This window comes from Finegoldia sp. P1-F-LS (genome assembly GCF_052932205.1).
Window position 1 is genome coordinate 44,677 of the sequence record NZ_JBRFJH010000008.1, and the last position, 23,834, is coordinate 68,510.

Here is a 23,834-nt window from a genome sequence, read left to right on the forward strand (position 1 = left end):
CGTCATGTGCAACACGCTGCCCTACCCCCAGTATTTCTGATCCACTGTCCTATATCTGATGGCTTCCATCAAATGCTTGGCTTCGATGTTTTCTTTTCCGTCTAGGTCTGCGATTGTGCGTGATATTTTGAGTATTTTGTCGAATGATCTGGCGGAGAATTTGTATTTGTCGAATGCCAATTGTATGATGGAGTTTAGTTCGTCGTTTAATTTGCAGTATTTTCTGATTTGTCGGGTGTTCATTTGTGAATTGGTTGTGATTTTTTCGTTTTTGAAACGTTGTTTTTGGATTTCTCGTGCAGCTTCAACTCGTTTTTTGATTTGTTCTGATGTGTCGCATTTCTCATCTGTTGTGAGTTCGTCCAATTTTACTGGCGAAACTTCGACGTGGATGTCGATTCTATCGAGTATCGGACGGCTGACTTTGTTGAGGTAATTTGCGATTTGGTTTTGCGAGCAAGTACATTCGTGGTTTGGATCACCGTAGTATCCGCAAGGACACGGATTCATTCCTGCGACAAATAGGAAATTTGCAGGATATGACAAGGATGCGTTGACTCTTGTTATGGTAATGTTTTTCGTTTCGAGTGGTTGACGCAACACTTCTATTGTCGATTTGGAAAATTCTGGAAGTTCGTCCAAGAACAATGCTCCGTTGTGTGCGAGGCTGATTTCCCCTGGTTTTGGCACACGTCCACCACCTATAAGGCTGACTTGACTTGCGGTGTGATGAGGCGAACGAAATGGTCTTGTTGTTACGATGTTTTTCTCTCCTAATAATCCTGCTACGGAGTAAATTTTCGTGGTTTCCATTATTTCATCGAAGCTCATGTCGGGTAAAATCGTGCTAAGTCTCATTGCAGACATTGTTTTGCCGCTTCCAGGAGGCCCAATCATCAACAAATTATGAAATCCCGCCGCAGATATTTCCATCGCTCTTTTGAGAAATTTTTGCCCTTTTATGTCCGAAAAATCAACGTCGTAATGTATTTCTTGTTGCATGATGTCAATGTCATCTAAGATTTTCAATTCTTGTTCGCCATTCAAAATCCTGATGATTTCATCCAAACTTTCCACACAAACCTTCTCTATTCCTTTGACCATGCTGCATTCTTGTGCGTTTTGTTTGGGTATGTAAACTCGTTCGTATCCCAAATCTTTAAGTGACAACACCATGCACAACGACCCATTCACTGGATTTAGTCGTCCGTCCAATGATAGTTCTCCGATGAACGCCCATTTTTCTGAAAAATCTTCCACCACTCCCATTGATTGCAAAATCGCCATCGCAATCGCAAGGTCTAGCTGGGAACCTTCTTTTCTCAAATTTGCCGGTGCCAAATTAATCGTGATACGTTTCACTGGAAATCTGATTCCAGTGTTTTCAATCGCAGAGCGCACTCTTTCCTTGGATTCTTTTATAGAAGCGTCAGGAAGGCCAACGATGTTAAATGAACGCAGTCCATTTGCAAGGTCGCACTCGCATTCCACGACATATCCGTTCAACCCTTCCAAACAACACGTTTTTACTTTCGAATACATATTTTCTCCTTGTTATTAATTATTAATGTGATTTATACCGAAAAATTGACAATTACGCATTTTGATTTTTCAATAGACATTAATTATCAACCAATTTTATACAAACTTATTATCTATATTATATCACTGTATTTGGACAAATAAAAAATCGGTGCAGATAATTCTACACCGAAAATTTTCTATTCTTGTGATTTCTTCATGATTTCTTGTACAACCTCGTCTTTTTCGATAGCTTTTGAAACTCTATTGATGTTTGGATATTCTTTCCAAGATTTTGGAGTAAGTTCGCTCCAACGAGTAAGAACGTAAACATAAGCATCCAACACAGTTTTCTTGTTTTTGTAAACGTGATCGCCGTCTCCAATCAACCTATCCAAATGAGTCATCATTTTGTCGATAGTTTCAAATGATTTTTGTTTGATTTTATCAATCTCTGCTTCGTCAGTTGATGTTGTAAGGCCAGCTGCAGCAAACATACCTTCAAATGCTGGATGAAAATCTCCAGTCATAAAAGCCATGATTTCGTCGAATTGGAACTTATCTTCAGGAGATTCGTCAGCCCCCAAATCTTTTTCGGGGTATTTGTGCAAAATGTAGCGAAGAATTGCTGCCAATTCGCTTCTCACAACACCTTCTCCAATGTCTAGCGCTGGAACTGCTCCCAAAGGATTGATTTTTCTGTATTCATCTGTTCCAAGTTGTACCTTTTCTACCTCGTAATCTGCGCCTGCCCATTCCAGTGCAATCCAACAGGCAACAGCGCATGTACCTGGTGCGTAATATAATTTCATATTTTCCTCCTTTTGTTTCGCTGTAAATTGTATACCCTTTATTCTTTTTTAATAATCAAATTGATTGGGCAAATTTGAAAATTTGTGTGACAAATTTCTCGGATAAATTTTTGAAAATTCAAATTAATGTGCTATAATAATCACAGAGTGTTTAACACGAAGGGGTACACCACCGCGGGTGTAGGTTTCCTTCGTGTTATTTTTTTTAGGGGGTGAATTATGATTACTGTAAATTCTGTCAAATATCCATTCGAAGAAAATTCTTCTTTGAGAAAAGTATTGGAAGATTTGAACTTTAATGTGGAGTTGACGGTTTGCGAAGTGAACAAAAACCTCGTCAAAAAAGTTGACTACGATAATTTTATCGTCACTGATAACGACGAAATCGAGGTGTTTTCATTTGTTGGAGGAGGTTAAAATGGAGAATATTTTCAAAAGACAAATCCCCGAGCACACACACATTTTCAGAAAATCTAAAATTCTGATCCTTGGATGTGGCGGTTTGGGGACAAATTTGTGTTTCATGCTCGCAAAATCAGGTGTCGGGCACATAAAAATTGTCGACTACGACACAGTTGAATATTCCAATTTGAACAGGCAAATCTACAGGCCAACAGATATCGGCAAATACAAGGTCGATGCGTTCAAGGAAATTTGCGATGAGTTCTTGCCATTTGCAAATATTTCTGTTGAAAATATCAAAATCACAGAAAACAACATCGACGAATTGACCGACGGCTACGATATCGTGCTGGAAGCGTTGGATGATGAGTACGCAAAATCATTGGTGTTGGAGCATTTTATCGCAACTGACAAGAAACTCATATCGGTGTCTGGAATTGGCGGCGTGAAAAAATTAGATATGAAAATAAAAAAAATGAACAACATTGTAGTTTGTGGTGATTTTGAAACGAAGACAGACATCGGCTTGTACTATCCAAACGTGATGATGGCAGCCAGCACACAAGCTATAATCGCACTTAATTGGTTATTGGAGGAAAATAATGGAAGATAAATTGATTTTGGGTGGCAAATCTTTCGATTCGAGATTTATTCTTGGATCTGGAAAGTACGATCCCAACCTTATCAAAGCTTGCGTGGAATCTGCAGGCTGCGAGATGATTACTGTGGCACTTAGACGTGCAAATACAGACGATACGAAAAATATTTTGAATTTTATCCCAGAAAATGTGACGATAATTCCGAACACTTCTGGAGCGAGAAACGCAGACGAGGCGATTAGAATTGCAAGGCTTGCTCGTGAAATGGGCTGCGGCAATTTCGTAAAAATAGAAATCATGCGTGACAGCAAATACTTACTACCAGACAACGTAGAAACGTTGAAAGCTACGAAAGTTTTGGCGGACGAAGGATTCGTCGTTATGCCATACATGTATCCAGATTTGAACTTCGCAAGAGATTTGAAAGAAGCTGGTGCAAGTTGCATTATGCCATTAGGCTCTCCGATTGGATCCAACAAGGGACTTGCAACGAGAGATTTCATCCAAATCATCATCAACGAAATTGATTTGCCAGTGATTGTGGATGCAGGAATTGGCAAACCATCACAAGCGTGCGAAGCTATGGAAATGGGCGCAAGTGCAATCATGGCAAACACTGCCATCGCTACAAGTGGCGACATCAACAAAATGGCAGAAGCTTTCGCATTAGCAATCAAAGCGGGAAGACTAGCTCACATCGCAAAACCGGGCAGAGTTTTGGAAACGGGTGCTGACCCATCATCTCCACTCAGAGATTTCTTCAAGTAGGCGACAAATGGAAGATTTCAAATATTTTAACAATATGCAAGACATTCATTCGGACATTTACGATAAAATTTCCGAAAAATTAAATGAAGTAAAATCCGTAAATGTAACGGCTGATGATGTCAGAAGAACTTTGGGAAAAATAAAAAACAACGAAGCGTTGGACCATTTTGATTATTATAATATGTTGAGTAATGCTGCAATTGATTTTATAGAAGAATTGGGAGAAATCTCACAAAAACTCAGACTACAATATTTTGGAAACAACGTGTATTTGTTCAGCCCACTTTACATCGCAAATTATTGCGAAAACAGCTGCAAGTACTGTGGATTTAGAGCGAAATCAGATATCGTCCGTGCGAAACTTACCATGGATGAAATAGAATCGGAAATGAAACAAATGAGACGAGAAAAAATCGAAGACGTTTTGATTCTAACAGGTGAATCGCAAAAATACTCCTCGGTGGATTATATATGTGATGCCGTCAAATTGGCGAAGAAATACTTCCGTGTAGTTGGAGTTGAAGTGTATCCAACAAATGTTGAAGATTACAAGAAACTTCACGAAGCAGGTTGCGATTTCGTTACAGCTTTCCAAGAAACATACAACCCCACAAACTACAAATTCTACCACCCAACTGGACACAAATCTTGTTTTCCTTATAGATTAGACACACAAGAACGTGCAATTATGGGAGGAATTCGTGGCGTAGGATTCGGGGCATTGTTCGGACTTTCCGATGGAATTGAAGACTGTTTTTGTTTGGGAATGCACGCAAATTTACTGCAAAAAAAATACCCACACGCAGAAATCAGCATATCATTTCCACGAATCAGGCCAACAAAAAACGAAGAAGATTTGAACATAAAAGAAGTTCCTGAAACAAAATTGATGCAATTTATAATCGCAACCAGAATCTTCTTGCCATTCGCGCAAATCACAATCTCAACAAGAGAATCCAACGAGTTCCGTAACTTGTCGTTGTTGATGGGAGCTACCAAAATCTCCGCAAGCGTCGACACTGGAATAGGAAGACGTAATGATGAAAAAGATAAAGGCGACGAACAATTTTTGATTAACGACACAAGAACAGTCGACCAAGTAGAACGCGACTTGGCGAAGTACAACTTGTATCCTGTGTATAGCGACTACATTGATGTGTAAAATTTAATATCTTATCATGGCCCACATTTGTGGGCTTTTTTTATAAATATGTGAAATTACATAATTCTCAAACTTATAAGGATAAGTTAAAGAAAAAACTCAAGTAATACTAAAAAGCAAAAACGCCCACAAACGTGGGCAATAGATAGACAAGCAGGTTAAAACCTGCTGCTTTCTATTCTATAAAATATAATAAAAACACTTAAAAGTCAAGTGGTAAAAATTCGGATAAAAAAAGTAAAAAAATCAAGCTTAAAACCCGACGATATAATTAATCTAATAAGTGCAATTATTGGATTAATAGCCGTGATTCTAGGCTTGATAATAAAATTACTGGGATAGGGGTTATTATAACCTATCTCCCCTTTAGCTTGTGAAAATTATACTACAAAGGATGGATAAAAATCAAGTGGAAAATAAAAGAGGTTAAAAAATAAAATATGAGCCTGAGAAAGGAGAAAATCATGTGCGGAATGACAAACGAACAATTTAACGCAGTATTAAAACTAATAATACAAATTTTAAAAGATGATAACGTATCTGAAAACACAATAAAAAAGATTGAAAATTTATTAAAATAAAAATTCAATCTTTCGTAAATCCAAGTTACAAGGTGATAGCTTGTAACAGCTTTTAAAGGAAGGGAGCCTACTCCTCCCTCCTTTTTAAAAATTATATTATAAAGGAGGTTAAAATACAAGTGGATAAAAAAAGAAGTAGATTTTTTTCTCTACTTCTCCAATTTATATTTTATTTTTCCTTGTATTTTTCTATTACTTTTTCAACTTGTTCTTCAAGCTCTTCTCTATTTGGGATATACAAAGTGTATTTTGATGCGAATATTTTATTTGACAAGTTTCCTAATGCGTATTCTGCTTGCACCCCGTCTTTATCAGTACACAATATTATTCCTATCGGTTCATTGTCCATCTCATCATTAACTTCTGATTTATAATAATTGAGATACATATTGATTTGACCTACTGCTTCTGGCATGAGTTTCGTTGTTTTTAGTTCGATTAAGACATAAGACCTTAAAATTTTATTGTAAAATACCATATCCACATAATAATGAGTGTTGCCGAGGGTTACTCTTTGTTGGCTGCCTACATACATAAAACCCTTGCCAAGTTCTAGCAAAAATTTTTCAATATGGTCTATAAGCGCTTTTTCCAAATCACTTTCCATCATTGGTTTTTCTTCTGGTAATCCTAAAAATTCAAATACATAAGGGTCTTTTACAAGATCTGCTGGCTTATTTATTTCATTGCCCTTTAAGGCTAGGTCTAGGACTTTTTCTTTGTTCTCTTCTCCTGATGATAAGAGCAGTCTTTCAAAAAGCGATGTTTTAATTTGCCTTTTAAGTTCCCTTACTGACCAATTTGCGTTGATACTTTCTTTTTCATAAAAACTTCTTTTTTTCTCATCGCTGATGGATAAAAGCTCACAATAATGGGACCAGGTCAATTTAACAGACACTGTCTGTTGAATTTCATATTCTTGAAAAAATCTCCTCATAAATTGCAAGTTTGATACTGAAAATCCTCGTCCAAACTCTTTAGTTAATCTCTTAGATAAATCTTTAAGTAGCTCTCTCCCATACTCTGCTCTTTCTGAATGACCTTGCTCATCTTCTACAATGATACGTCCAATCTCCCAGTAAGTTTGCACCAAAATATTATTGACTTCTCTTGCAACTTCATTTCTTGCCTTATCCATCAATATTTTTATACTATTAAAGACATCATCATGAACTCTATCTATGTCGTTTTTGTTATTCATACAAAGCACCTCTTTGACCTCTTAATCGCTATAATTATATCATAAATATTGTTAAATGATTTTTTATATCAACTTCTAAGATTGCATCTCTTGTTACTAACCTATGAGTTCTTTCTTTTCTTCTTTTATCATCTAATGATATTGTTCGCAAAATACAACCTGTATCCTGTGTATAGCGACTACATTGATGTGTAGAATTTAAAACCAGCGTTTTATAAAATAACGCTGGTTTTTTGATTTATTTATTAAGTTGTTCTTCAACCTGTTTTGAAATTGATTTTTCTCCACCTATTATAGTTATCATTGATTCATTTTTTGTCAGATATTCTTTAATTTCTGATGATAGTTCGTCTTTGGCACTTAATACTAATACCGCATTTTCTTTATCTGCGTATGGAGCTGCCACTAAACTATCTGCAAAGTTTTCTCCGCTTGCTATTATAAATTTATCTGATTTGTTCATCAATTTTGCAATTTTGAAACTTGTTTCGTAGCGATTATCTCCCGCAATTCTTTCAACTTTTGATTTAGTAATAGTTTTTATCTCATTAAAAGTTTTATTTGAGATTGAGTTTTCTCCTCCAGCTACGTTTATTTTTTCCAAATTTAATTTACTTAATAGTTTTATAATTTCAGAATCAATCGTATCTTTTGCTACAAGTAATATTGGTGTGTTATCTCTGTTAGACAAATTGGTTATTGCCAATGCATCTGCAAAGTTTTCTCCACTTGCTATTTGCAATTTATTAGAGTTTGATTTATTGATAACTTTTTCTGCAATTTTCAAGCTTGTTTTATATCTGTCTTTACCAGCTATTCTAGTTACAGAATATTTATTATTCTTTAACTTGTCTGATACTTCTACTTTAATAGAATTTTCTCCGCCTATTATAATAACATTCTTGGCCTTTAGCCTTTTAATTTCATTTAATGTATCTTTTGAAATTTCATCTTTGGATGCGTATAATATAGCTGCTCTTTCAGTCTTAGCTAAAGGAGATGCTGAAATTGTATCAGAAAAAGTTTCTCTATTAGCTAAAATAACTGTATCTGTACCATTAGGATAAGTTTCTTTTGATACTTCAATAGCTGTTAGTTCTCTGTTTTCTCCAGATATTCTGTTGATATTTTTAGTTGTTTTTGAACTAGTATTTTGGCTGACATTAGTTGTTTTTGAACTAGTACCTTCGCTGACATTTGGATTTTCTAAATTTTTAGAGTTTTCTTTTAATTCCCATTTTCTTAGTTTTATATTGTTTTTATTATCAGCTTTAACAAAATCAAGAGCTTTTCTATAGTTTGCGGACGATAAATTCTCATTTAATTTTTTTAAATAATCTGAATCATTCAACTCGTCGATAGCCTTTGAATTTTCAACTATAGAGTTCTTCACTACAACTCCAAATCCATTTTTTGTTTTTTTAGATTTTCCTGTTATTTTTACTAAGGAATTCTTGTTGTAAAAATTATCGAAATTTTTTCCTGTTCCTGTAGACCTTCCTGCTAGTTCCCCAACATCAGTTGTAGGAGAAGTTGAATTTAGGTTTACACTAGAGTAATTGTTAAAAATAACGCCTGATTGGTATCCGCACAACCCACCTATAGATACTTTATTTAATAAACTATCTGCTGTTATATTACCTTTTGAATAACTGTTAAATAGTGCTCCAAATGCATTAATTCCAACAAGTCCCCCAGCATAAATATCTTTCGATTCTCCTTTTGCATCAATTTGAATTTCTGCAGATGAGTTTATTATGCTAGACTTCAATGATTGTCCTGCAATTGCTCCTATATATTGTTGTGTTCTCATAGATTTTGAATGTATTTTTCCGCTAACATTTACATTATCAATAAAAGCGCCATTTTGTATTCCACCTGCAACAGCTCCTACAAATACTCTATCTTCAGATAAAATTGTATTATATATTTCAAAATCTTTAATGTTTAAATTATAAACCTTTCCTCCATCTATTACTGCAAAAAGAGCTGCAAATCTGTATTGGCGAGGTGTTTTTTCTGCACCAATCTTCATATTTGAAATAGTATGATTGTTCCCGTTAAAATCTCCTTTAAATGGGTGTTTACCTTGAGATCCTACCACTATCCATTCTTTTGTAAGTTTAATATCTCTATTTAATTTTACGTATTTATCAGCATAGTTTTCTTCTTCATTAACTGACCTAGCAAAATCTAGAAATTGATTTTCATTATCTATTATAAATGGATCGTCTTTAGTTCCTTTACCTTTTTCAAATATACTATAATTTAGCTTTGAATAGTCTGTTATATCATTTACCTTTGATTTTTCTACCGCTTTTAATAAAGCTTCTTTTAATTTATTGTTTTTGATATCAGATATTTTTTCTTTTTTATTAATTATTTTATCAATTTCTTCTTTTGTAACTCTTCCTTCAAGAGTCATAATGTCTATGATATCACCTTTTTTATCGAATTTAACTTTTACAACTAAGGATTTATCTTTACTTCTTCCGTAAAAAACACCTTCATTTATTCCTTCTTTGGAATTCATTTGAAGTTGTTTTATAAGCTTTTCTGTATTTATATCATAAACCACTGATGTCTTTTTGTCAGAAAAAACAGGAAAACCTGATGAGTTTGTCCATTCGAAAATATTTTCAGCTAGATTTTCATCTTTTTCCCAGTGACCTTTTGAACGGCTTCCTTTTTTTAAATTGATTCTAGATTTCTTAAGATTGGAATTTAGTATATTAGCCAGACTACTCGATATTTCTGACTTTGTCATTCCCTTTAAATCCATACTAATACAACCTTCATATGCCATTCCTTCGTCGCTAACACCACTACCTTTAACCATCCATCCAATAGGAACAGAAGGTTTTATAATGTTTTTATTCTTAGTAGCATTATCAGTAATTAGGACAGAATCCTTATCATAATAGCTTTGGAAAGTTGATCCAATTCCAGTTACCCATCCTGTTATCGCTCCGATAAAACCAGTGTAACAATCGCTAATAATATCATTTGTAGAATAGCAGTTTGAAATGGTTCCTGCATTTACTCCACAAATTCCACCTAAAGCAGTACTTCCTTCTTTTGTAACTCTATTTGCATTTGCTGATATATTACCTTTAGAATAGCAATTGAAAATAAGACCTCTGTTAGAAAGAGCCATGATTCCTCCACCTTCAGCAAGCCCTCCATCAGATTCTACTCTTATATCAATAGCACTTTTTGAATTTACTATTTTTTGTCTAATTCCATTTGAAACAACTCCCCCTACAAAAATATTTGATTTTGCATGAGTAGTTTTCCCAATTAATTTACCAGTAACTTCTATGTTATTAATAGTTGAACCATTAGCATATCCTGCTAATGCACCAACATAAAGCGCACCGTCTGATATTAAATTAAAATCAACATCTATTTTTAAATTTTCTATGTAGCTATTAGCTCCTAGCACTCCAAATAGCCCATAAAAAGCAATTTTTTTATCTTTTTCTGATGGATCTTTGTGCAAATTATCTTTGCTTCCAATTTTTAATCCACTTATTTTATGATTTTTACCATCAAAATGACCATTAAAAGCGTATTCTCCCAATCCTATAGGAACCCAATCATTATTTAATTCAATGTCACTAGAAAGCTCAACATACTTATCTTTGTAATCTTGTGTTTTTGATAAACTATAGGCAAATTTTATAAGCTGATCTGCATCATTAATTGTATAAGGATCTTCTTTTGTTCCTTTTTGTCCTTTAAATAATTCATCTACAGTTATTGTTTTTTCATTAACCTTTTCTGTATGATTGTCTTCATGTGTAGATGGATTTTCATTGCCATCCTGCGGCTTTTCATCCTTGTTAGTAGAGTTTGAAACAGCATCTGGTTTGTTATTAGTTATTTTTTCATTCAAATTCTGCTCAAACTTGCTCTTACTAAAGTCATTTTCGTTATTTGCTAAACTTTCAAAAGGAATCATACTTGTTGTCATAATTCCCGCAAGAAATAGCGCCATTATTTTTTTCTTATCTAATTGCATAATATCTCCCTTCGAGTAAAAATAATAATCGTTATCATAGATAACGATTATTATTTTACATTTAAATTATTTTCTTGTCAATAACATTTAATACGAAAAATCGATTGTTTCTTTATATCATAAGTTAATTGACAATTTACAACTTATTCAATACACTTTAATTATAATTATTTTGAGGAGGGGTTTTATTTGAAGATAAAAACTCACAAGCTTGTTCAATGTGCAGTGCTTGCTGCATTATGTTTCATCACGTTCACTTATTTGCAAATCAAGGTTCCTGTTCCGGGTGGAGATTTCACATCAATCCATTTTGGTAACGTGTTCTTGGTTTTGGCGGCGCTTTTACTTGGCGGGCTTTACGGTGGACTTGCTGGTGCAATCGGAATGACTATCGCAGATATCATGGATCCTGTGTATATTTTGGTTGCTCCGAAGACTTTCGTGTTGAAGTTGTGTATTGGTTTGATTGTGGGAGCAATCGCTCACAAATCCAAGAAAATCAACGAATCTAACGACAACAAATACATTTTGAAGTGGGCTGTTATCGCTTCATGTGCAGGAATGTTGTTCAACGTGTTCGCTGATCCATTTGTAGGTTATTTTTATAAATTATATGTCTTGGGTCAACCACAACAAATAGCATCTGCATTGGCGAAAATCAGCGCCGGTGTAACTTTCTTCAATGCTGTTGTAACTGTTATTGTTGCAAATATTTTGTACATGGCAGTACGTCCAGTGTTGAAACGCTCACATTTATTGGATTAAAAAATGCGTCAGATTACTCTGACGCAAATTTTTATTACCCTATCGCTATAAACACGATTGCTAGTATCAATGCTAATAGTCCTATAAGGATGCATTTTCTACAAGTAGATATTCTTTTCAATATCATTTCTTGTTCTTTTTTGGTAAATTTTCTGTTGTTTTTTCTCATCAAAATCCTATCCAACGCTACTGGTTGGCGGTTATTTTGTGAGATAGTTTGCCACACTTTTTCTGAGTTGACGTTTTTTCTAATTTTGGCGATTGCCAATATTCTCGATATTGAATAAATTCCATAAATGAGTGCTATCGCAAATATTCCTAAAAACACATAGCCTACTATTTTCATTTTATCATCTCCTTTACGATTAGTATAAATGAGATTTCGATTTTACTCAACTAACTCGCATAGCTCTGAATGAATTCAAAATAGCAAGCACTGTAACTCCGACGTCTGCGAAGATTGCAGCCCACATGTTTGTAAGTCCAAGTGCCGATAATATTAGCACAATTATTTTCACGCCGATTGCAAAATACGCGTTTTGTTTTGCGATTTTGAGTGTTTTCTTGGAGATTTTGATTGCTTGGGCGATTTTCGTTAGCTCATCTGTCATGATTACGACATCACTCGCTTCGATTGCCGCATCGCTTCCGATTTGTCCCATGGAAATTCCGACATCACTGAGTGCAAGCACTGGCGCATCGTTGATTCCATCTCCTACGAATGCAACTTTTCTTCCCTTTTCTATCAAACCTTTTACAATTTCAACCTTGTCTTGTGGAAGTAACTTGGATTTGTATTCGTCAATTTTGAGATTTTCTGCTACTGATTTGGCTACAGATTCATTATCACCAGTTAGCATGTATGTTTTTTTGATGCCGACATTTTTCATATTAGTTATAGCTTGTGCGCTATCTTTTTTGATTTCGTCGGCGATTCTGATATATCCCGCAAATTTTCCATCGATTGCAACGTAGACAACAGTGTCTGTAGTATCAATCGGTTCAAATTCAACATCTTTTAAAAGCTTCGCATTTCCCGCTAGGATTTGTTTGCCATTTATCACGGCATTTATTCCTTGTCCTGCGATATTTTCTGCAGAGTCCAAGTTCAAATATTCTTTGTTTCCATAATAATCAATAATCGATTGTGCGATTGGATGGTTGGATGATTTCTCAGCACTCGCAACGTATTGGAGCATTTCTTCATCTGAAAATCCAACTGATTTCGCTTCTACAACTTTGAACACACCTTGTGTCAATGTTCCAGTTTTATCCATCACAACGGTATCTGTTTCTGCAAGCTTTTCGATGTAGTTACTTCCTTTAACCAAAATCCCAGCCTTGCTGCTCGCACCAATCCCTGAGAAAAAGCTCAACGGAACGCTGATTACAAGTGCGCAAGGACACGAAATTACAAGGAATGTCAACGCACGATACAACCACACTTGGAAAGGTTGTTTCAAAATCAAAGGCATCAATATAGCAAGTGCTGCTGCTACAAATACCACAACAGGAGTGTAGACTCTTGCAAATTTCGTGATGAATTTTTCTTGTTGACTTTTTTGGCTGGATGCATTTTCCACCAAATCCAAAATCTTCGTCACTGCAGAGTTTTCAAAATCCTTCGTAACTTTCGCATTCAAAACCTTGTCCACCACGATGTAACCCGACATAAGCTCTTCGCCTTTTGCGACTGTGATTGGAACACTTTCTCCAGTCAACGCCTTCGTGTCAACCATGGAGCTTCCTTCGGTAACCACGCAGTCCAACGGAACTTTCTCGCCAGGTTTAATCACGATAATATCTCCCACGCTCACATCGTAAGGATCCACCTTGTCGTAGCCATCTTCCGTTTTCAAATTCGCAAAAGTCGGCGCAATATCCATCAATTCCTTGATTGAATCACGAGATTTCCCAACGGCCTTGTCTTGAAAAATCTCCCCGATATGATAAAAAAGCATAACAGCGACAGCTTCGGCGTATTCTCCAATGATAAACGCACCCACAGTTGCAATCATCATCAGAAAATTCTCGTCAAATAACTGTCCGTTTTTCAAATTCAAAAACGCTAACTTTATTACTGGAATTCCCACAATCAGATAACTCACAGCGAACACCGAAAGCTTAACGTAAGGTTGTTCGATGAAAAATCCAATTGCAAAAAGAATAGCCGAAACTATCGTTAATTTAATTTCCTTGTTCATTATTTCACTTCCACGTAAGGCTCGATTGATTTGATAATGTCTTTTGCTTGCGCCAAAACAGAATCAAACTTGTCATCTTCTACATCCAACACCATTTTTGTAGTGATAAAATTCACAGTGACAGAATTTACTCCGTCCAATTTCTTGATTTCGTCTTCCATTTTTGCTGCACAATTTGCGCATTCCAAATTTTCTAATGTGTATCTTCTTTTCATAACTTTCTCCTTTTTTTATTTTTCTAAATTATTTGTCGTTATTCTTGCACGTGTACCATCGCCATGTCGAAAATTTCTTTCACATGATCATCCGAAATCGAATAATACACAACTTTTCCTTGACGTCTAGTCTTCACAATGTTGCTTTGTTTCAACACTCTCAATTGGTGACTAATAGCAGACTGACTCATATCCATCACAGCTGCAATGTCGCACACGCACATCTCTCCACTTTCCAACGCCATCAAAATCTTCACCCTCGTCTGATCTCCGAAAATTTTGAACATATCGGACAAATCGGCGATCAATTCGTCATCTGGAAGTTCATTGATAGCTTTTTTTACATTATCCTCGTGAATTAGCGTTATTTCACATTTCTCATCGTTAATTTTATCTATGCCTCTCACATCCTTTATATGAACATATGAATACTTGTTCATTTGTTAATATGATAATATCATTTTATTTTTAGTTTGTCAATAAAAAAAAGAAATTTTTTTGATATAATGAATTAAAAAAGAAGGAGTATAATATGTCGCGTAAAATTAATGTAAGATTTAATGAAAATGAAATAAATGCGTTGAAAAAAATTGCCGACACTCATGGAGTAGGACTGTCAACAATGATTAAAACCCTAGCACTTGAAAAGTTATCGGATGATTATGATATCAAAGTAATAAAAGAATACGAAGAATCCAAGAAAAACAAAAAAATCGAATTAGTCGATCATGATGATGCTTGGAAGGAAATAGACCAATAAAAAAAAGAGATTTTATAAAAAAATCTCTCCTATATTTAAATCTTCAATTGTTCCGTTGTCGTATTTTACTTTCAAGCTAAAATCGTCGTTGATATTCATTGCAACAGCTTTTACATAATCGCCGTTTTTGTGGACTTTGATTTCGTTACCGATGAACGTGGCTTTCTTTCTATATTTTTCTACCAAGCTATCTCTATCCTCGCTCCAAAATCTCTTGAAATTCTGCATTATTTTGATAACCAAATCTTCTCTTTTATCTGTATCATCTTTCTCTTCGATAAATCCAGCCGTATCTTTGATATCTTCTGGAAAATCCGTTTGGTAGACGTTAATTCCAACACCAACCACAATATCGTGGCAGATATTTTTCTCCACCTTGCATTCTGTGAGTATGCCGCAGATTTTCTTTTTCTCAAGCAGAATATCATTGACCCATTTAATAGACGTATTCACGCCGAACACCTCGTCAATCGCATAGCTTACAGCAATTCCCATAATTGGTGTGATAAATTGCGATTGTTGAAATGTCATTTCTTCATTTAACAAATACGAGAAATACAATCCATTTTCAGGTGAGAAAAACTTTCTTCCATATCTTCCCTTGCCCTTCGATTGAAAAAATGCAATCATCAACGTATCGTCTTGCTTTTCATTCAGAATTTCGTCGTTAGTCGATGTGACTTCCTTTTTGAAAATAACCTTATTTATTCCAGTTTGTTCCTTAATTTTTTCCGTATCCATTAACCTTCATCCCATCTATCCCATTTTTTACGTTCTTTTTTGTTCATTTCCTTGTCATCATCTTCTAGTCTTTGTTTCAAAACAGCGATAATTTCATCCTTCTTGTCTGGAATTACAGATGTCACAGCCACTGCCTTCGTCTTGTGAGTTCCATTGTAGATGCATCTTTTGTTCAAATTTTCCACAAGCATTATCTCCTCAATGATTTGCTGTCTGATGGACACTCTTTTGAAATCTTGATTTCTCACATTTTCTATCAATTTTGCATTCTTGAACAAAACCAAATTCACAACCACAATTTCAAACGGATTCACCTTGTTCAAAAACTCTGCAGTCTTCATTATATGTTCACGTGAATGTGCCTCTCCGCCAAGACCAAGCATAATGTAGACAGAATATTTTATTCCCAAATTATCGAGCCTATGAAGAGCCGTCAATTGTTCTTGTGATGTGACACCTTTTTTATGATAAGAAAGCACCCAATCACTTCCCGACTCAATTCCCACACAAATACGATCAAGCCCCAGATTTTTAAGCTCCAACAATTCATCGTCAGTTTTTCTGAGAATATCATCACTTCTAGAAAAACACGACACGTATTTCATATTTGGAAAATTCTTTTTGATTTCTTTCAAAATCTCCGTCAAATAATCATTCTTCAAACACAAGGCATTGCCCTCCAAAAGCGTAAACTTTTTCGGAGTAAACCTCTTATCCTCGTAAAAATCTTTCCTATCTCGTATATATTTCTTCACATCTTCAATGTCAAAAACCTTGAATTTTTTCCCTACATTCAAATCACAATAAATACATTTGCCGTAAGAACAACCAACCGTTACAGGAATCATCTCGTTGTGCATTTCGGGCATCGGAGTGTACATATATCTATCGTAAAATCCGTCAATCATTTAATCACCTTTGTTTGATATTTTACAAGTATTATAACACAAGATGTGTTTATAATATGAAATTAAAGTATTTCAGCAAACAAAAAACCGGACACTAAGTGCCCGGCTAAAAATATTTTTTTAATCTTCTATGGCGTATTTGTGAGCTGTATCAACGTGAATTGTATTCACACCACCGATTATATATAGATATTCTATCTTAGATTTTTCGATATAATCGTCAGTAGATTTTACTGGTGTTGATTTTGATAAAAGTATCGGTGCTTTTCTTCTTGCACATACAGGTCCGATTACCAATGCGTCAGGGAATGTTTCACCCGATGCTACAAATACTTCCTTAGATTCTGGATATGTGTAACTTGCAACTAAAATTGCAGTTTCATATCTGTCTTGTCCGCTAAATCTTCTGATTACTGTTGGCAATTGAGCTTCCAATTTCTTGGATACTGAATTTTGTCCACCTGCAACATAAACCTTATTGATGTTCAAATCTTTAAGAGCCTTGCTTACCTTCTTGTCCATTTGATTTCTTGTAACCAATAGAATTGGTGCGATTTCTTTTGAACCAAGAGGTGCTGTTGCCAATGCGTCAGGGAAATTTTCTCCAGATGCAATGATGGCCTTGTTCACTTTGCCAGTTAATCTTTCGATTTCGTAAGCTAATTCTGATGAAGTTACATATCTGTCACGACCCCAAATTCTTTGAACCTTGTTTGCATCGTATTTTGCTAATTGTGATTTAACATTTTCAGAGATTGATTTGTGACCACCAACGATAATAACTTCACTAGCTCCCAATCTTACAATTTCTCTTGCAACATCATCTTCTAGATATCTTGTGTTGTTCAACAATATTGGAGCGTCCAATACGTGAGCCAAAACAGTTGCAGTCAATGCGTCAGGATAATTTCCTGAATCAGCAATGATTACATATTTTGATTTCTTGAAGAATCTCTTAGAAGTGTTGATAGCTGTGTGAACTCTGTTCTTTCCAGCAACACGTTCAACGTATCTGTTACCGTGTTTTTCAACCACTCCTGGTTTTGTTCCTGGAATTGCTCCTGGATTTTCAGGAACTGTTCCTGGTGTTTCAGGATTTCCTGGAGTTCCCGGATTATCGCCTGGTTTGTCTCCAGGTTTATCGCCTGGTTGATCAGGAGTTGTGCCGCCTGGTGTTGTTCCACCTGGATTATCTCCTGGTTTGTCTCCTGGTTTGTCTCCTGGTGTTGTTCCACCTGGGGTTGTTCCGCCTGGATTGTCTCCTGGCTTATCGCCCGGTGTTGTTCCACCTGGTGTTGTTCCACCTGGAGTATTGTCATCTTTGTAGATAGCTTTGATTGTATCTCCGTCTTTGTATTGGATAGGTTTTTCAATCGAAGTATCCCATCTTTCAAACTCATGACCTTTATTTGCAACAACTTCTGGAGCAAATCCTTTCAATACAACAGCTTTATTTGGATTTACAAATACAACTTTTGTTGTATTAGTTGTGCCTTTTATCTTTCCTTTTTCTGTTGTGTCGAATGTCACCTTAATATATCCAGCTGGTTTTTCTGAATCATCTTTTTTAGTTTTTGGAACTACATCAGCTATAGCTTCGTATTGGGCAGTAACAGTTATATTGTTTTTAACTGGTTGTGCATCCTCTTTATCCCATTTAGTGAATTTGAATCCAGTTTCTGGTTTTACTTCTGGTTTTATAATATCAGATAGTTTTTTGCCAGCATTTGGATTTACATAATATGAAGTTTGTCCTTTTAAGTTACCATTAACTCCCTTGTCAAATGTTACTGTAACATACCCTACTGGTTTTGCATTTGGCTTACCATTTTTCTCAGTTGATGGAATAATATCTTCAAGCTTCTTAAAGTTTCCTGTAACTGTTGTAGCTTTAGTATACTTAGCCTTTGTTGTAGTATCAATATCCCAATCTTCAAATTCATAGCCTATTTCAGCTTTTGTCTTAGGTTGAGGAATTGTTACTTCTTCATTTGGATTTACGAAGTATGTGATAGTTTCTCCTTCTACTATTTGTCCGCCTTCACCTTTTATTACGAAGTTAACTGTTACATATCCTTCTGGTTGTTTAGTGTTTCCAGTTTTTGGAATTACTGAATCAACTGGGTTAAAGTTTGCAGTTATTGTTGTAATCTTTTCAGTGTATTGAGTAAAAGTTTCTGCATTTTGACTCCATCCTCCAAATTCAAATCCAGTGTTACCCTTTGCTGTTGGTGGTGTCAATTTTACATACTTAGTTGGATTTACGTAGTATGTTTTTTCTGCGACAGTTCCGTTTTCTCCCGCTACAAACTTAACTTCTACATATCCAGCTGGTTTTTCTACACCTGTTTTTACTTCAATAGTATCCGCAATTGGAGTTGGTTGTGCTGTTACAACAACGTCTTCGTCTTTTATTTCAAGTGAATTTTCTTTATCCCACTTCTTGAATTTAAATCCTACTTTTGCTTCTACGTTTGGTTTTGTAAGTTGTTCTAAAGTTACACCTGAATTTTTCTTTACATAGTAGTATTTTACGTTTGATAAAGCAAGACCATCATCTGCTTCAAATTTTACTCTTACATATCCTTCAGGTCTTGTGATTGGTTCTTCTGGATCGTAAGGGATAATATTCTTATCATTTGTCCATTGTGCTGTTGCTGTTCTTGCTTTTTCAAGTTTAACTTGGTCGCCTGGTTGGTAAATTTTATCTTCACCATCAAGTTTCCAGCCGGCAAATTTAGCATTTTCTTTTGATAGTCCATCCGGTCTTGCAAGTCTTACACTTGTTCCGTAGCTTACTTTAACCTCTGCTGGAACTGTTCCTTTGCCTTCGCCTGCATCATAGGTCAAGGTTACTTCACCTGCTATGAACTTAGCTACATGGATTCTTTCACTTGTAATTGCTGTTTCAGTATCAATTTCTTCATACCATTTATCAAATACATAGTTTTTTGCAGGAGCAGTTTTTGGTACTGCTAATTGTTTTTCACCAGCTGTTTGTCCATCAGCTAATTCAACTAATTTTATATCAGCCTTTGGATTTACATAGTAGATTTTTTCTTTTACATCGCCTTCAAGTTTACCCTTAGCTTCATCTTCTGTCTTAAATGTTACTTTTACATAACCTGCTGGTATTTTTTGGTCAGGGTCGTTAGATTTTTCTACTATATCCTTTGACTTATCAAAGTTGAATACAAATTCTGTTTCTGCATCTGTGAATGTTCCCTTCAAAGTTTTATTAGCTTTGTTAGTCCACTTTTCACCATTTACAAAGTATCCAGTGTCTGGAGTCTTTGTAACTGCTTTAGCTGAGTCTGTCATGTCAACTTGAACTTCTGGTGATACATAGTAAACTAGGTCGCCTGATACTGTTCCGCCTGTGCCAGCTTTGAATGTTACTTTTACATAATTTTCAAGTGCTTTTTCAGGTTTTTCACCATTTGGTCCAGCTGGAATGATTGGCTCGTGTACTTCAACTGGAATTACAACTGGATTATCATTTGTTCCTTGGGTTGATCCGTCCTTGTATTTAATTGTTACTTTTGCTTCTTGCTTACCTGGTTTTGAAGAATCTGGCTTTTCAACTACTGTTATTGATTCAATTTCCTTATTCGCTGGAGGCGTAATCTTTCCCATTAAATCTTTGTCAGTAATTTCTTTGCCTTTAGGTGTGTGAAGCTCTTCTGTTTTTATTGGCTTAACAATTGGTGTAGCTGCAAATCTTTCATTATAAGAAGCTTCGATTACTGTTACCTTATCAGTGTATTGGTTCTTTGCTAGGTCAATTTTAACAGCTGGATCAACTTTCGTTAAACTATCGTCTTTTTCTCCAGTTTGAACCTTTTGCCATTCTTTAAATACATAGTTGACTTTCTTCTTGCCAAGTTTCGGTATATCAACTTCTTGGTCAGTTTTTCCAGTAGGAGCAAGTATGTCTGGTATTGTAACCTCAACATTTGGTTTTACCCAGAATGTCTTGACAAATCTAGTATTTTCTACAGCCTTATCTGTTGTGTCAACAATAACTTTTACATAGCTTTCTGGTACAAGTGGCTTGTCCTTTCCTGTTTGTGGAACTACATTGTCTACAACTGTGATTGGTACTTCAACTACAACAGTCTTTCCATTTGGATATTTTACCTCAACTTTTGCTGTAGGCTTTCCAGGATTGTTTACATCAGGTGTACCGTCATCAGTATACTTAAATGTTGTTCCTTCTGGTAATCCAGTTTTGTTTTCTATTAAATCTTCTGGTTTTGGTGTATCGCCTTTTGGTGTTACAACATTCTTCTTAGCAACTGGTGCTGGTACTAATTCACCTTGAACAACATTAGTAGAATATTGTGCAGTGATTTCTGTCTCTTGAGTAAATTGACCATTGATATTTTCGTCAGTCCAAGAAGCTACTGTACCTTTTGTAACTTTCCAGCCCTTGAAAGTGTAAGTTTGTTCAATGTTATTAACCTTTTCTTTCTTACCTTCTGGTTTATTTGTTATCGTAACATTTTCTGCCTTTGGATTTACAAAGTAAACTTTCTTAGTTGCATCTGTTGCTTTGTCTGTTGGAATTAAAGTTACTTTTACATATCCTTTTGGTATTACTTGGTTTGGATCATCAGTTTTTTCTACTATATCCTTTGACTTATCAAAGTTGAATACAAATTCTGTTTCTGGGTCTGTGAATGTTCCCTTCAAAGTTTTGTCGTCTTTGTTAGTCCACTTTTCACCATTTACAAAGTATCCAACTTCTGGAGTCTTTGTAACTGCTTCTGCCTGACTTGTCATATTAACTTCAACTTCTGGTGATACATAGTATACTAGATTGCCTGATACTGTTCCGCCTGTGCCTGCTTTGAAGATTACTTTTACATAATTATCTAGTGCGTCTTTTGGTCTTTGTCCACCAGGTGCTTCTGGAATTATATTTTTGTGTACTTCTACTGGAACTTCTACAGGTTTTTCATTTGTTCCAACGCTAGAACCGTCAGTATATTCAACGATTACTTTTGCTATACTTTTTCCAGGATTATTTACATCTGGATTTTCAACTATTTTTACTTCCTTAATAGTTTTTCCTTCAGGTGAAGTAATCTTAGCTTTGATTTCATCTGCTGTCGGTGTCTTGCCTTGTGGAGTGTGAACTGTATCTTTTGTTGGCACTTGATCTTTTATCTCTTCTGGTTTTACAGAATATTTTGCTACTATTGTAGTTTCAGCTGTGAATTGTCCAAGTATTTTATCTTCCCAAGTTTTTGCCTTGTCTTCTGTTTCCCACTTAGAGAATTTCATAGTATAACCAACTGTTCCTGGTTTTGTAGTGTCCGCTGCTACAGTTTTTCCTGTAGGATTTTTTACGTCTATAGTAACTTCCTTAGTTGGGTTAACCCAGAATGTTTTTTCAAACTTAGTTTCATCTGTAGCCTTGTCTGTTGTTTTAACTATAACTTTTACATAGCTGTTTGGTACATCTGGTTTCTTCTTTGGATCTTTTTGTTCAACTACGTCCTTGGCATCGCTTGGACTTATAACTGTGTCTCCAGTAAATTTATGACGTTTTCCAAAATCAAAGATTCCGTCTTTTTTGCCCTCTTCGTTTTGACCATCTTTATCTGCTGTCCAACTGACAAATGTTGATGAACCTTCAGTTTTAACTTCAGGAATTTCTACCCAAGCATTTTTATTTACATAGTAAATTTTGTCATCTTTAGCATTAAAGTCTTTGCTTGCCTTGATTGTAACTTTTACATAGTCGCCAGTTACGTCTTTCAATCCACCGTCTTTTGCTTCTTTGCCTTCAGCTTCTTTTAAGAATAGTGGTTTGTCGCCGTCTTTGTTAAGGGCTTCGTAGACGTTTTTGTAAACTGTAATTGGTATAGTTAGTTCTTGTGGCTCTTTGCCATCTTTGAAAGTAACTTTAGCCTTAACATTTACTGTGCGAACAAGTTCATCCTTGTCGGCAGCTTTCTTTTCATTTACTAATGCGAATACTTGATCATCTGTTGTTAATTCAGTACCAGCTTCGTCGAATAATTTTATTTCAGTTCCTTCTGGAAGATCTTTGACTTGGTCTTTTTCTCTCCATACTAATTGTTTCTTTAAGTCCTCAATCTTTGGAGCAAAGTTGTTTGTCCAAGTGCCCTTTGAATCCTTAAAGGCTTCTGTTCTTACAATACCTGTTGCTGATAGTCCTGACCATTCAAAGTAAGCTGTGAAAGTGTGGTTTTCGTTGATAATTGTGTTGGCATTTAATAGTGGACTCTTATCCCATTTAATAAATTTCTTTCCAGTTTCTGGTGTGATATAGTACTTGTCAGCAACTTTTTCCTCACCATCTTTAAGTTGTTGTGGAACTGGAAGTAGGTCAGATTTAAGTCCTTTTATTACATCGTAGTGTAGCTCTGTAATGTCTTTTCCTTGAGCGTCCTTACCAAAGGATCCACCTTTGTCAGCCTTATAAGTTACTCTTACATATCCATCTGGTGTCTTGCCATTTTCAGGAACTTCGATTACTCTTACGTCCTTATAATAGAAGGTAATTTCATCTTTTCCTGTGCCGTTGATTCCCTTAAATTCGTTTGTATCTTCATCTACATCAAAGAATAATTGTTGTTGTGGGGCACTTACAAGTTTCCAACCTGGGATTGGTCTATAGTTTCTTGCATCGTAGTGACGGTTACCATTTTCAACAAGTTCTTGGTTTATAATAGCTCCATCTTTTTCATTTTCTTTGCCTTTAAATCTTTCGTCTATATAGTTGACCTTGTATTGACGAGTTCTAAATGGTTTGTAGAAGAATTTAAATACATTGTTTTTTACATCAGGATTTTCTTCAACTTTATTGGTTACCGGATTTAATTTCTTTGCCGGTTCAACACGTAAAGTTTGGAAGAAGGTGTTATTTAATCCAACTCGTTTATTATATGCATCGTATTCTGTCTTTAAATCGCCTGTTAATTTTTCTTCAAGTTCTTCATTTGTTGCCAAGATATATTCTTGATCTTGCTTGTCACCTGTTGTAGCAACTAAATAGTTAGCACGTTTATCTAACCTGAACCCGTAAACACGGAATAATTTAATAATCTTTTAAGCGGAATGTAATCTGTACATAACAGGGGACATTCCGTTTAATTTTGTTTTAATCCTATCTTCATTGTACCATTTAATATATTTT

General features: G+C 35.4%; 18 protein-coding genes and 1 pseudogene. 7 read left to right on the plus strand and 12 right to left on the minus strand.

The window, feature by feature from the left end:
- Window positions 1-21: 21 nt before the first annotated feature.
- Both ACU68Y_RS07110 and ACU68Y_RS07115 read right to left on the minus strand, forming a co-directional pair.
- Window positions 22-1,542, minus strand: coding sequence for a YifB family Mg chelatase-like AAA ATPase (locus tag ACU68Y_RS07110; protein ID WP_060790937.1), 1,521 nt, complete (start codon window positions 1,540-1,542; stop codon window positions 22-24).
- A gap of 179 nt (window positions 1,543-1,721) precedes the next feature.
- Window positions 1,722-2,333: a glutathione S-transferase family protein gene (locus ACU68Y_RS07115; protein WP_446755729.1), complete on the minus strand. Its 612-nt coding sequence runs from the start codon at window positions 2,331-2,333 to the stop codon at window positions 1,722-1,724.
- A 219-nt stretch (window positions 2,334-2,552) separates the two neighbouring features.
- Here ACU68Y_RS07115 and thiS point away from each other — a divergent pair, with 219 nt between their 5' ends.
- The 5 genes from thiS (at window position 2,553) to ACU68Y_RS07140 (ending at window position 5,845) form a co-directional block, all read left to right on the plus strand.
- Entirely contained in the window at window positions 2,553-2,750 is a 198-nt protein-coding gene (gene thiS / locus ACU68Y_RS07120; protein WP_002841746.1) for a sulfur carrier protein ThiS, read from the plus strand.
- 1 nt (window position 2,751) lies between these two features.
- Window positions 2,752-3,348, plus strand: coding sequence for a sulfur carrier protein ThiS adenylyltransferase ThiF (thiF, locus tag ACU68Y_RS07125; protein WP_446755728.1), 597 nt, complete (start codon window positions 2,752-2,754; stop codon window positions 3,346-3,348).
- Entirely contained in the window at window positions 3,338-4,102 is a 765-nt protein-coding gene (locus tag ACU68Y_RS07130) for a thiazole synthase (protein WP_002837839.1), read from the plus strand. Before thiF ends, ACU68Y_RS07130 begins: the two co-directional genes overlap by 11 nt.
- A 7-nt stretch (window positions 4,103-4,109) precedes the next feature.
- The gene (gene thiH / locus ACU68Y_RS07135; protein ID WP_446755727.1) at window positions 4,110-5,264 is read left to right on the plus strand and encodes a 2-iminoacetate synthase ThiH; all 1,155 of its coding nucleotides are present in this window, start codon (window positions 4,110-4,112) and stop codon (window positions 5,262-5,264) included.
- Between the two features lie 440 nt (window positions 5,265-5,704).
- The gene (locus ACU68Y_RS07140; protein ID WP_155265914.1) at window positions 5,705-5,845 is read left to right on the plus strand and encodes a hypothetical protein; all 141 of its coding nucleotides are present in this window, start codon (window positions 5,705-5,707) and stop codon (window positions 5,843-5,845) included.
- Between the two features lie 169 nt (window positions 5,846-6,014).
- Here ACU68Y_RS07140 and ACU68Y_RS07145 read toward each other — a convergent pair whose 3' ends face one another.
- Window positions 6,015-7,046: a PDDEXK nuclease domain-containing protein gene (locus ACU68Y_RS07145; RefSeq protein ID WP_446755726.1), complete on the minus strand. Its 1,032-nt coding sequence runs from the start codon at window positions 7,044-7,046 to the stop codon at window positions 6,015-6,017.
- Between the two features lie 238 nt (window positions 7,047-7,284).
- A complete protein-coding gene (locus tag ACU68Y_RS07150) occupies window positions 7,285-11,070 on the minus strand; it encodes a cell wall-binding repeat-containing protein (protein ID WP_304151837.1) in 3,786 nt (1,261 codons plus the stop codon).
- Between the two features lie 189 nt (window positions 11,071-11,259).
- Between ACU68Y_RS07150 and ACU68Y_RS07155 the strand changes: the two genes are divergently transcribed.
- Entirely contained in the window at window positions 11,260-11,835 is a 576-nt protein-coding gene (locus ACU68Y_RS07155) for an ECF transporter S component (protein ID WP_094225289.1), read from the plus strand.
- A 34-nt stretch (window positions 11,836-11,869) separates the two neighbouring features.
- Here ACU68Y_RS07155 and ACU68Y_RS07160 read toward each other — a convergent pair whose 3' ends face one another.
- From ACU68Y_RS07160 to ACU68Y_RS07175, 4 genes are read right to left on the minus strand one after another with little or no spacing between them, the layout of a single operon-like run.
- Window positions 11,870-12,181, minus strand: coding sequence for a hypothetical protein (locus ACU68Y_RS07160; RefSeq protein ID WP_035112011.1), 312 nt, complete (start codon window positions 12,179-12,181; stop codon window positions 11,870-11,872).
- Between the two features lie 46 nt (window positions 12,182-12,227).
- The gene (locus ACU68Y_RS07165; RefSeq protein ID WP_446755725.1) at window positions 12,228-14,039 is read right to left on the minus strand and encodes a heavy metal translocating P-type ATPase; all 1,812 of its coding nucleotides are present in this window, start codon (window positions 14,037-14,039) and stop codon (window positions 12,228-12,230) included.
- Window positions 14,039-14,254 carry a cation transporter gene (locus ACU68Y_RS07170; protein WP_446755724.1) on the minus strand — a complete coding sequence of 72 codons (216 nt, stop codon included), beginning with the start codon at window positions 14,252-14,254 and terminating at the stop codon, window positions 14,039-14,041. Before ACU68Y_RS07170 ends, ACU68Y_RS07165 begins: the two co-directional genes overlap by 1 nt.
- Before the next feature lie 38 nt (window positions 14,255-14,292).
- Window positions 14,293-14,694, minus strand: a complete 402-nt coding sequence (locus ACU68Y_RS07175; protein ID WP_446755723.1) for an ArsR/SmtB family transcription factor — start codon at window positions 14,692-14,694, stop codon at window positions 14,293-14,295.
- 92 nt (window positions 14,695-14,786) lie between these two features.
- Here ACU68Y_RS07175 and relB point away from each other — a divergent pair, with 92 nt between their 5' ends.
- The gene (gene relB / locus ACU68Y_RS07180; RefSeq protein WP_002837829.1) at window positions 14,787-15,014 is read left to right on the plus strand and encodes a type II toxin-antitoxin system RelB family antitoxin; all 228 of its coding nucleotides are present in this window, start codon (window positions 14,787-14,789) and stop codon (window positions 15,012-15,014) included.
- Window positions 15,015-15,026: 12 nt separating this feature from the next.
- Here relB and ACU68Y_RS07185 read toward each other — a convergent pair whose 3' ends face one another.
- From ACU68Y_RS07185 to ACU68Y_RS07200, 4 genes and pseudogenes are all read right to left on the minus strand, one after another.
- Window positions 15,027-15,755 (minus strand): biotin--[acetyl-CoA-carboxylase] ligase, encoded by a 729-nt coding sequence (locus ACU68Y_RS07185; protein WP_446755722.1) that lies wholly within the window; start codon window positions 15,753-15,755, stop codon window positions 15,027-15,029.
- Complete coding sequence (locus tag ACU68Y_RS07190) at window positions 15,755-16,663, minus strand: radical SAM protein (protein ID WP_002837865.1); 909 nt, start codon at window positions 16,661-16,663, stop codon at window positions 15,755-15,757. Before ACU68Y_RS07190 ends, ACU68Y_RS07185 begins: the two co-directional genes overlap by 1 nt.
- A 120-nt stretch (window positions 16,664-16,783) precedes the next feature.
- A pseudogene (locus tag ACU68Y_RS07195) lies at window positions 16,784-23,707 on the minus strand (cell wall-binding repeat-containing protein); the annotation flags it as partial.
- Window positions 23,708-23,746: 39 nt separating this feature from the next.
- Window positions 23,747-23,827 carry an IS3 family transposase gene (locus tag ACU68Y_RS07200; protein WP_080551595.1) on the minus strand — a complete coding sequence of 27 codons (81 nt, stop codon included), beginning with the start codon at window positions 23,825-23,827 and terminating at the stop codon, window positions 23,747-23,749.
- Between the last annotated feature and the right edge of the window lie 7 nt (window positions 23,828-23,834).

Excerpts from the sequence above, each read along its gene's own strand:
- thiS (WP_002841746.1), top strand. The coding sequence starts at position 2,553 with ATGATTACTGTAAATTCTGTCAAATATCCATTCGAAGAAAATTCTTCT.
- ACU68Y_RS07190 (WP_002837865.1), bottom strand. The coding sequence starts at position 16,663 with ATGATTGACGGATTTTACGATAGATATATGTACACTCCGATGCCCGAA.
- ACU68Y_RS07170 (WP_446755724.1), bottom strand. The coding sequence starts at position 14,254 with ATGAAAAGAAGATACACATTAGAAAATTTGGAATGCGCAAATTGTGCA.
- ACU68Y_RS07145 (WP_446755726.1), bottom strand. The coding sequence starts at position 7,046 with ATGAATAACAAAAACGACATAGATAGAGTTCATGATGATGTCTTTAAT.
- ACU68Y_RS07110 (WP_060790937.1), bottom strand. The coding sequence starts at position 1,542 with ATGTATTCGAAAGTAAAAACGTGTTGTTTGGAAGGGTTGAACGGATAT.
- ACU68Y_RS07175 (WP_446755723.1), bottom strand. The coding sequence starts at position 14,694 with ATGAACAAGTATTCATATGTTCATATAAAGGATGTGAGAGGCATAGAT.
- relB (WP_002837829.1), top strand. The coding sequence starts at position 14,787 with ATGTCGCGTAAAATTAATGTAAGATTTAATGAAAATGAAATAAATGCG.
- ACU68Y_RS07165 (WP_446755725.1), bottom strand. The coding sequence starts at position 14,039 with ATGAACAAGGAAATTAAATTAACGATAGTTTCGGCTATTCTTTTTGCA.
- ACU68Y_RS07115 (WP_446755729.1), bottom strand. The coding sequence starts at position 2,333 with ATGAAATTATATTACGCACCAGGTACATGCGCTGTTGCCTGTTGGATT.
- ACU68Y_RS07140 (WP_155265914.1), top strand. The coding sequence starts at position 5,705 with ATGAGCCTGAGAAAGGAGAAAATCATGTGCGGAATGACAAACGAACAA.
- ACU68Y_RS07160 (WP_035112011.1), bottom strand. The coding sequence starts at position 12,181 with ATGAAAATAGTAGGCTATGTGTTTTTAGGAATATTTGCGATAGCACTC.
- thiF (WP_446755728.1), top strand. The coding sequence starts at position 2,752 with ATGGAGAATATTTTCAAAAGACAAATCCCCGAGCACACACACATTTTC.
- ACU68Y_RS07130 (WP_002837839.1), top strand. The coding sequence starts at position 3,338 with ATGGAAGATAAATTGATTTTGGGTGGCAAATCTTTCGATTCGAGATTT.
- thiH (WP_446755727.1), top strand. The coding sequence starts at position 4,110 with ATGGAAGATTTCAAATATTTTAACAATATGCAAGACATTCATTCGGAC.
- ACU68Y_RS07150 (WP_304151837.1), bottom strand. The coding sequence starts at position 11,070 with ATGCAATTAGATAAGAAAAAAATAATGGCGCTATTTCTTGCGGGAATT.
- ACU68Y_RS07185 (WP_446755722.1), bottom strand. The coding sequence starts at position 15,755 with ATGGATACGGAAAAAATTAAGGAACAAACTGGAATAAATAAGGTTATT.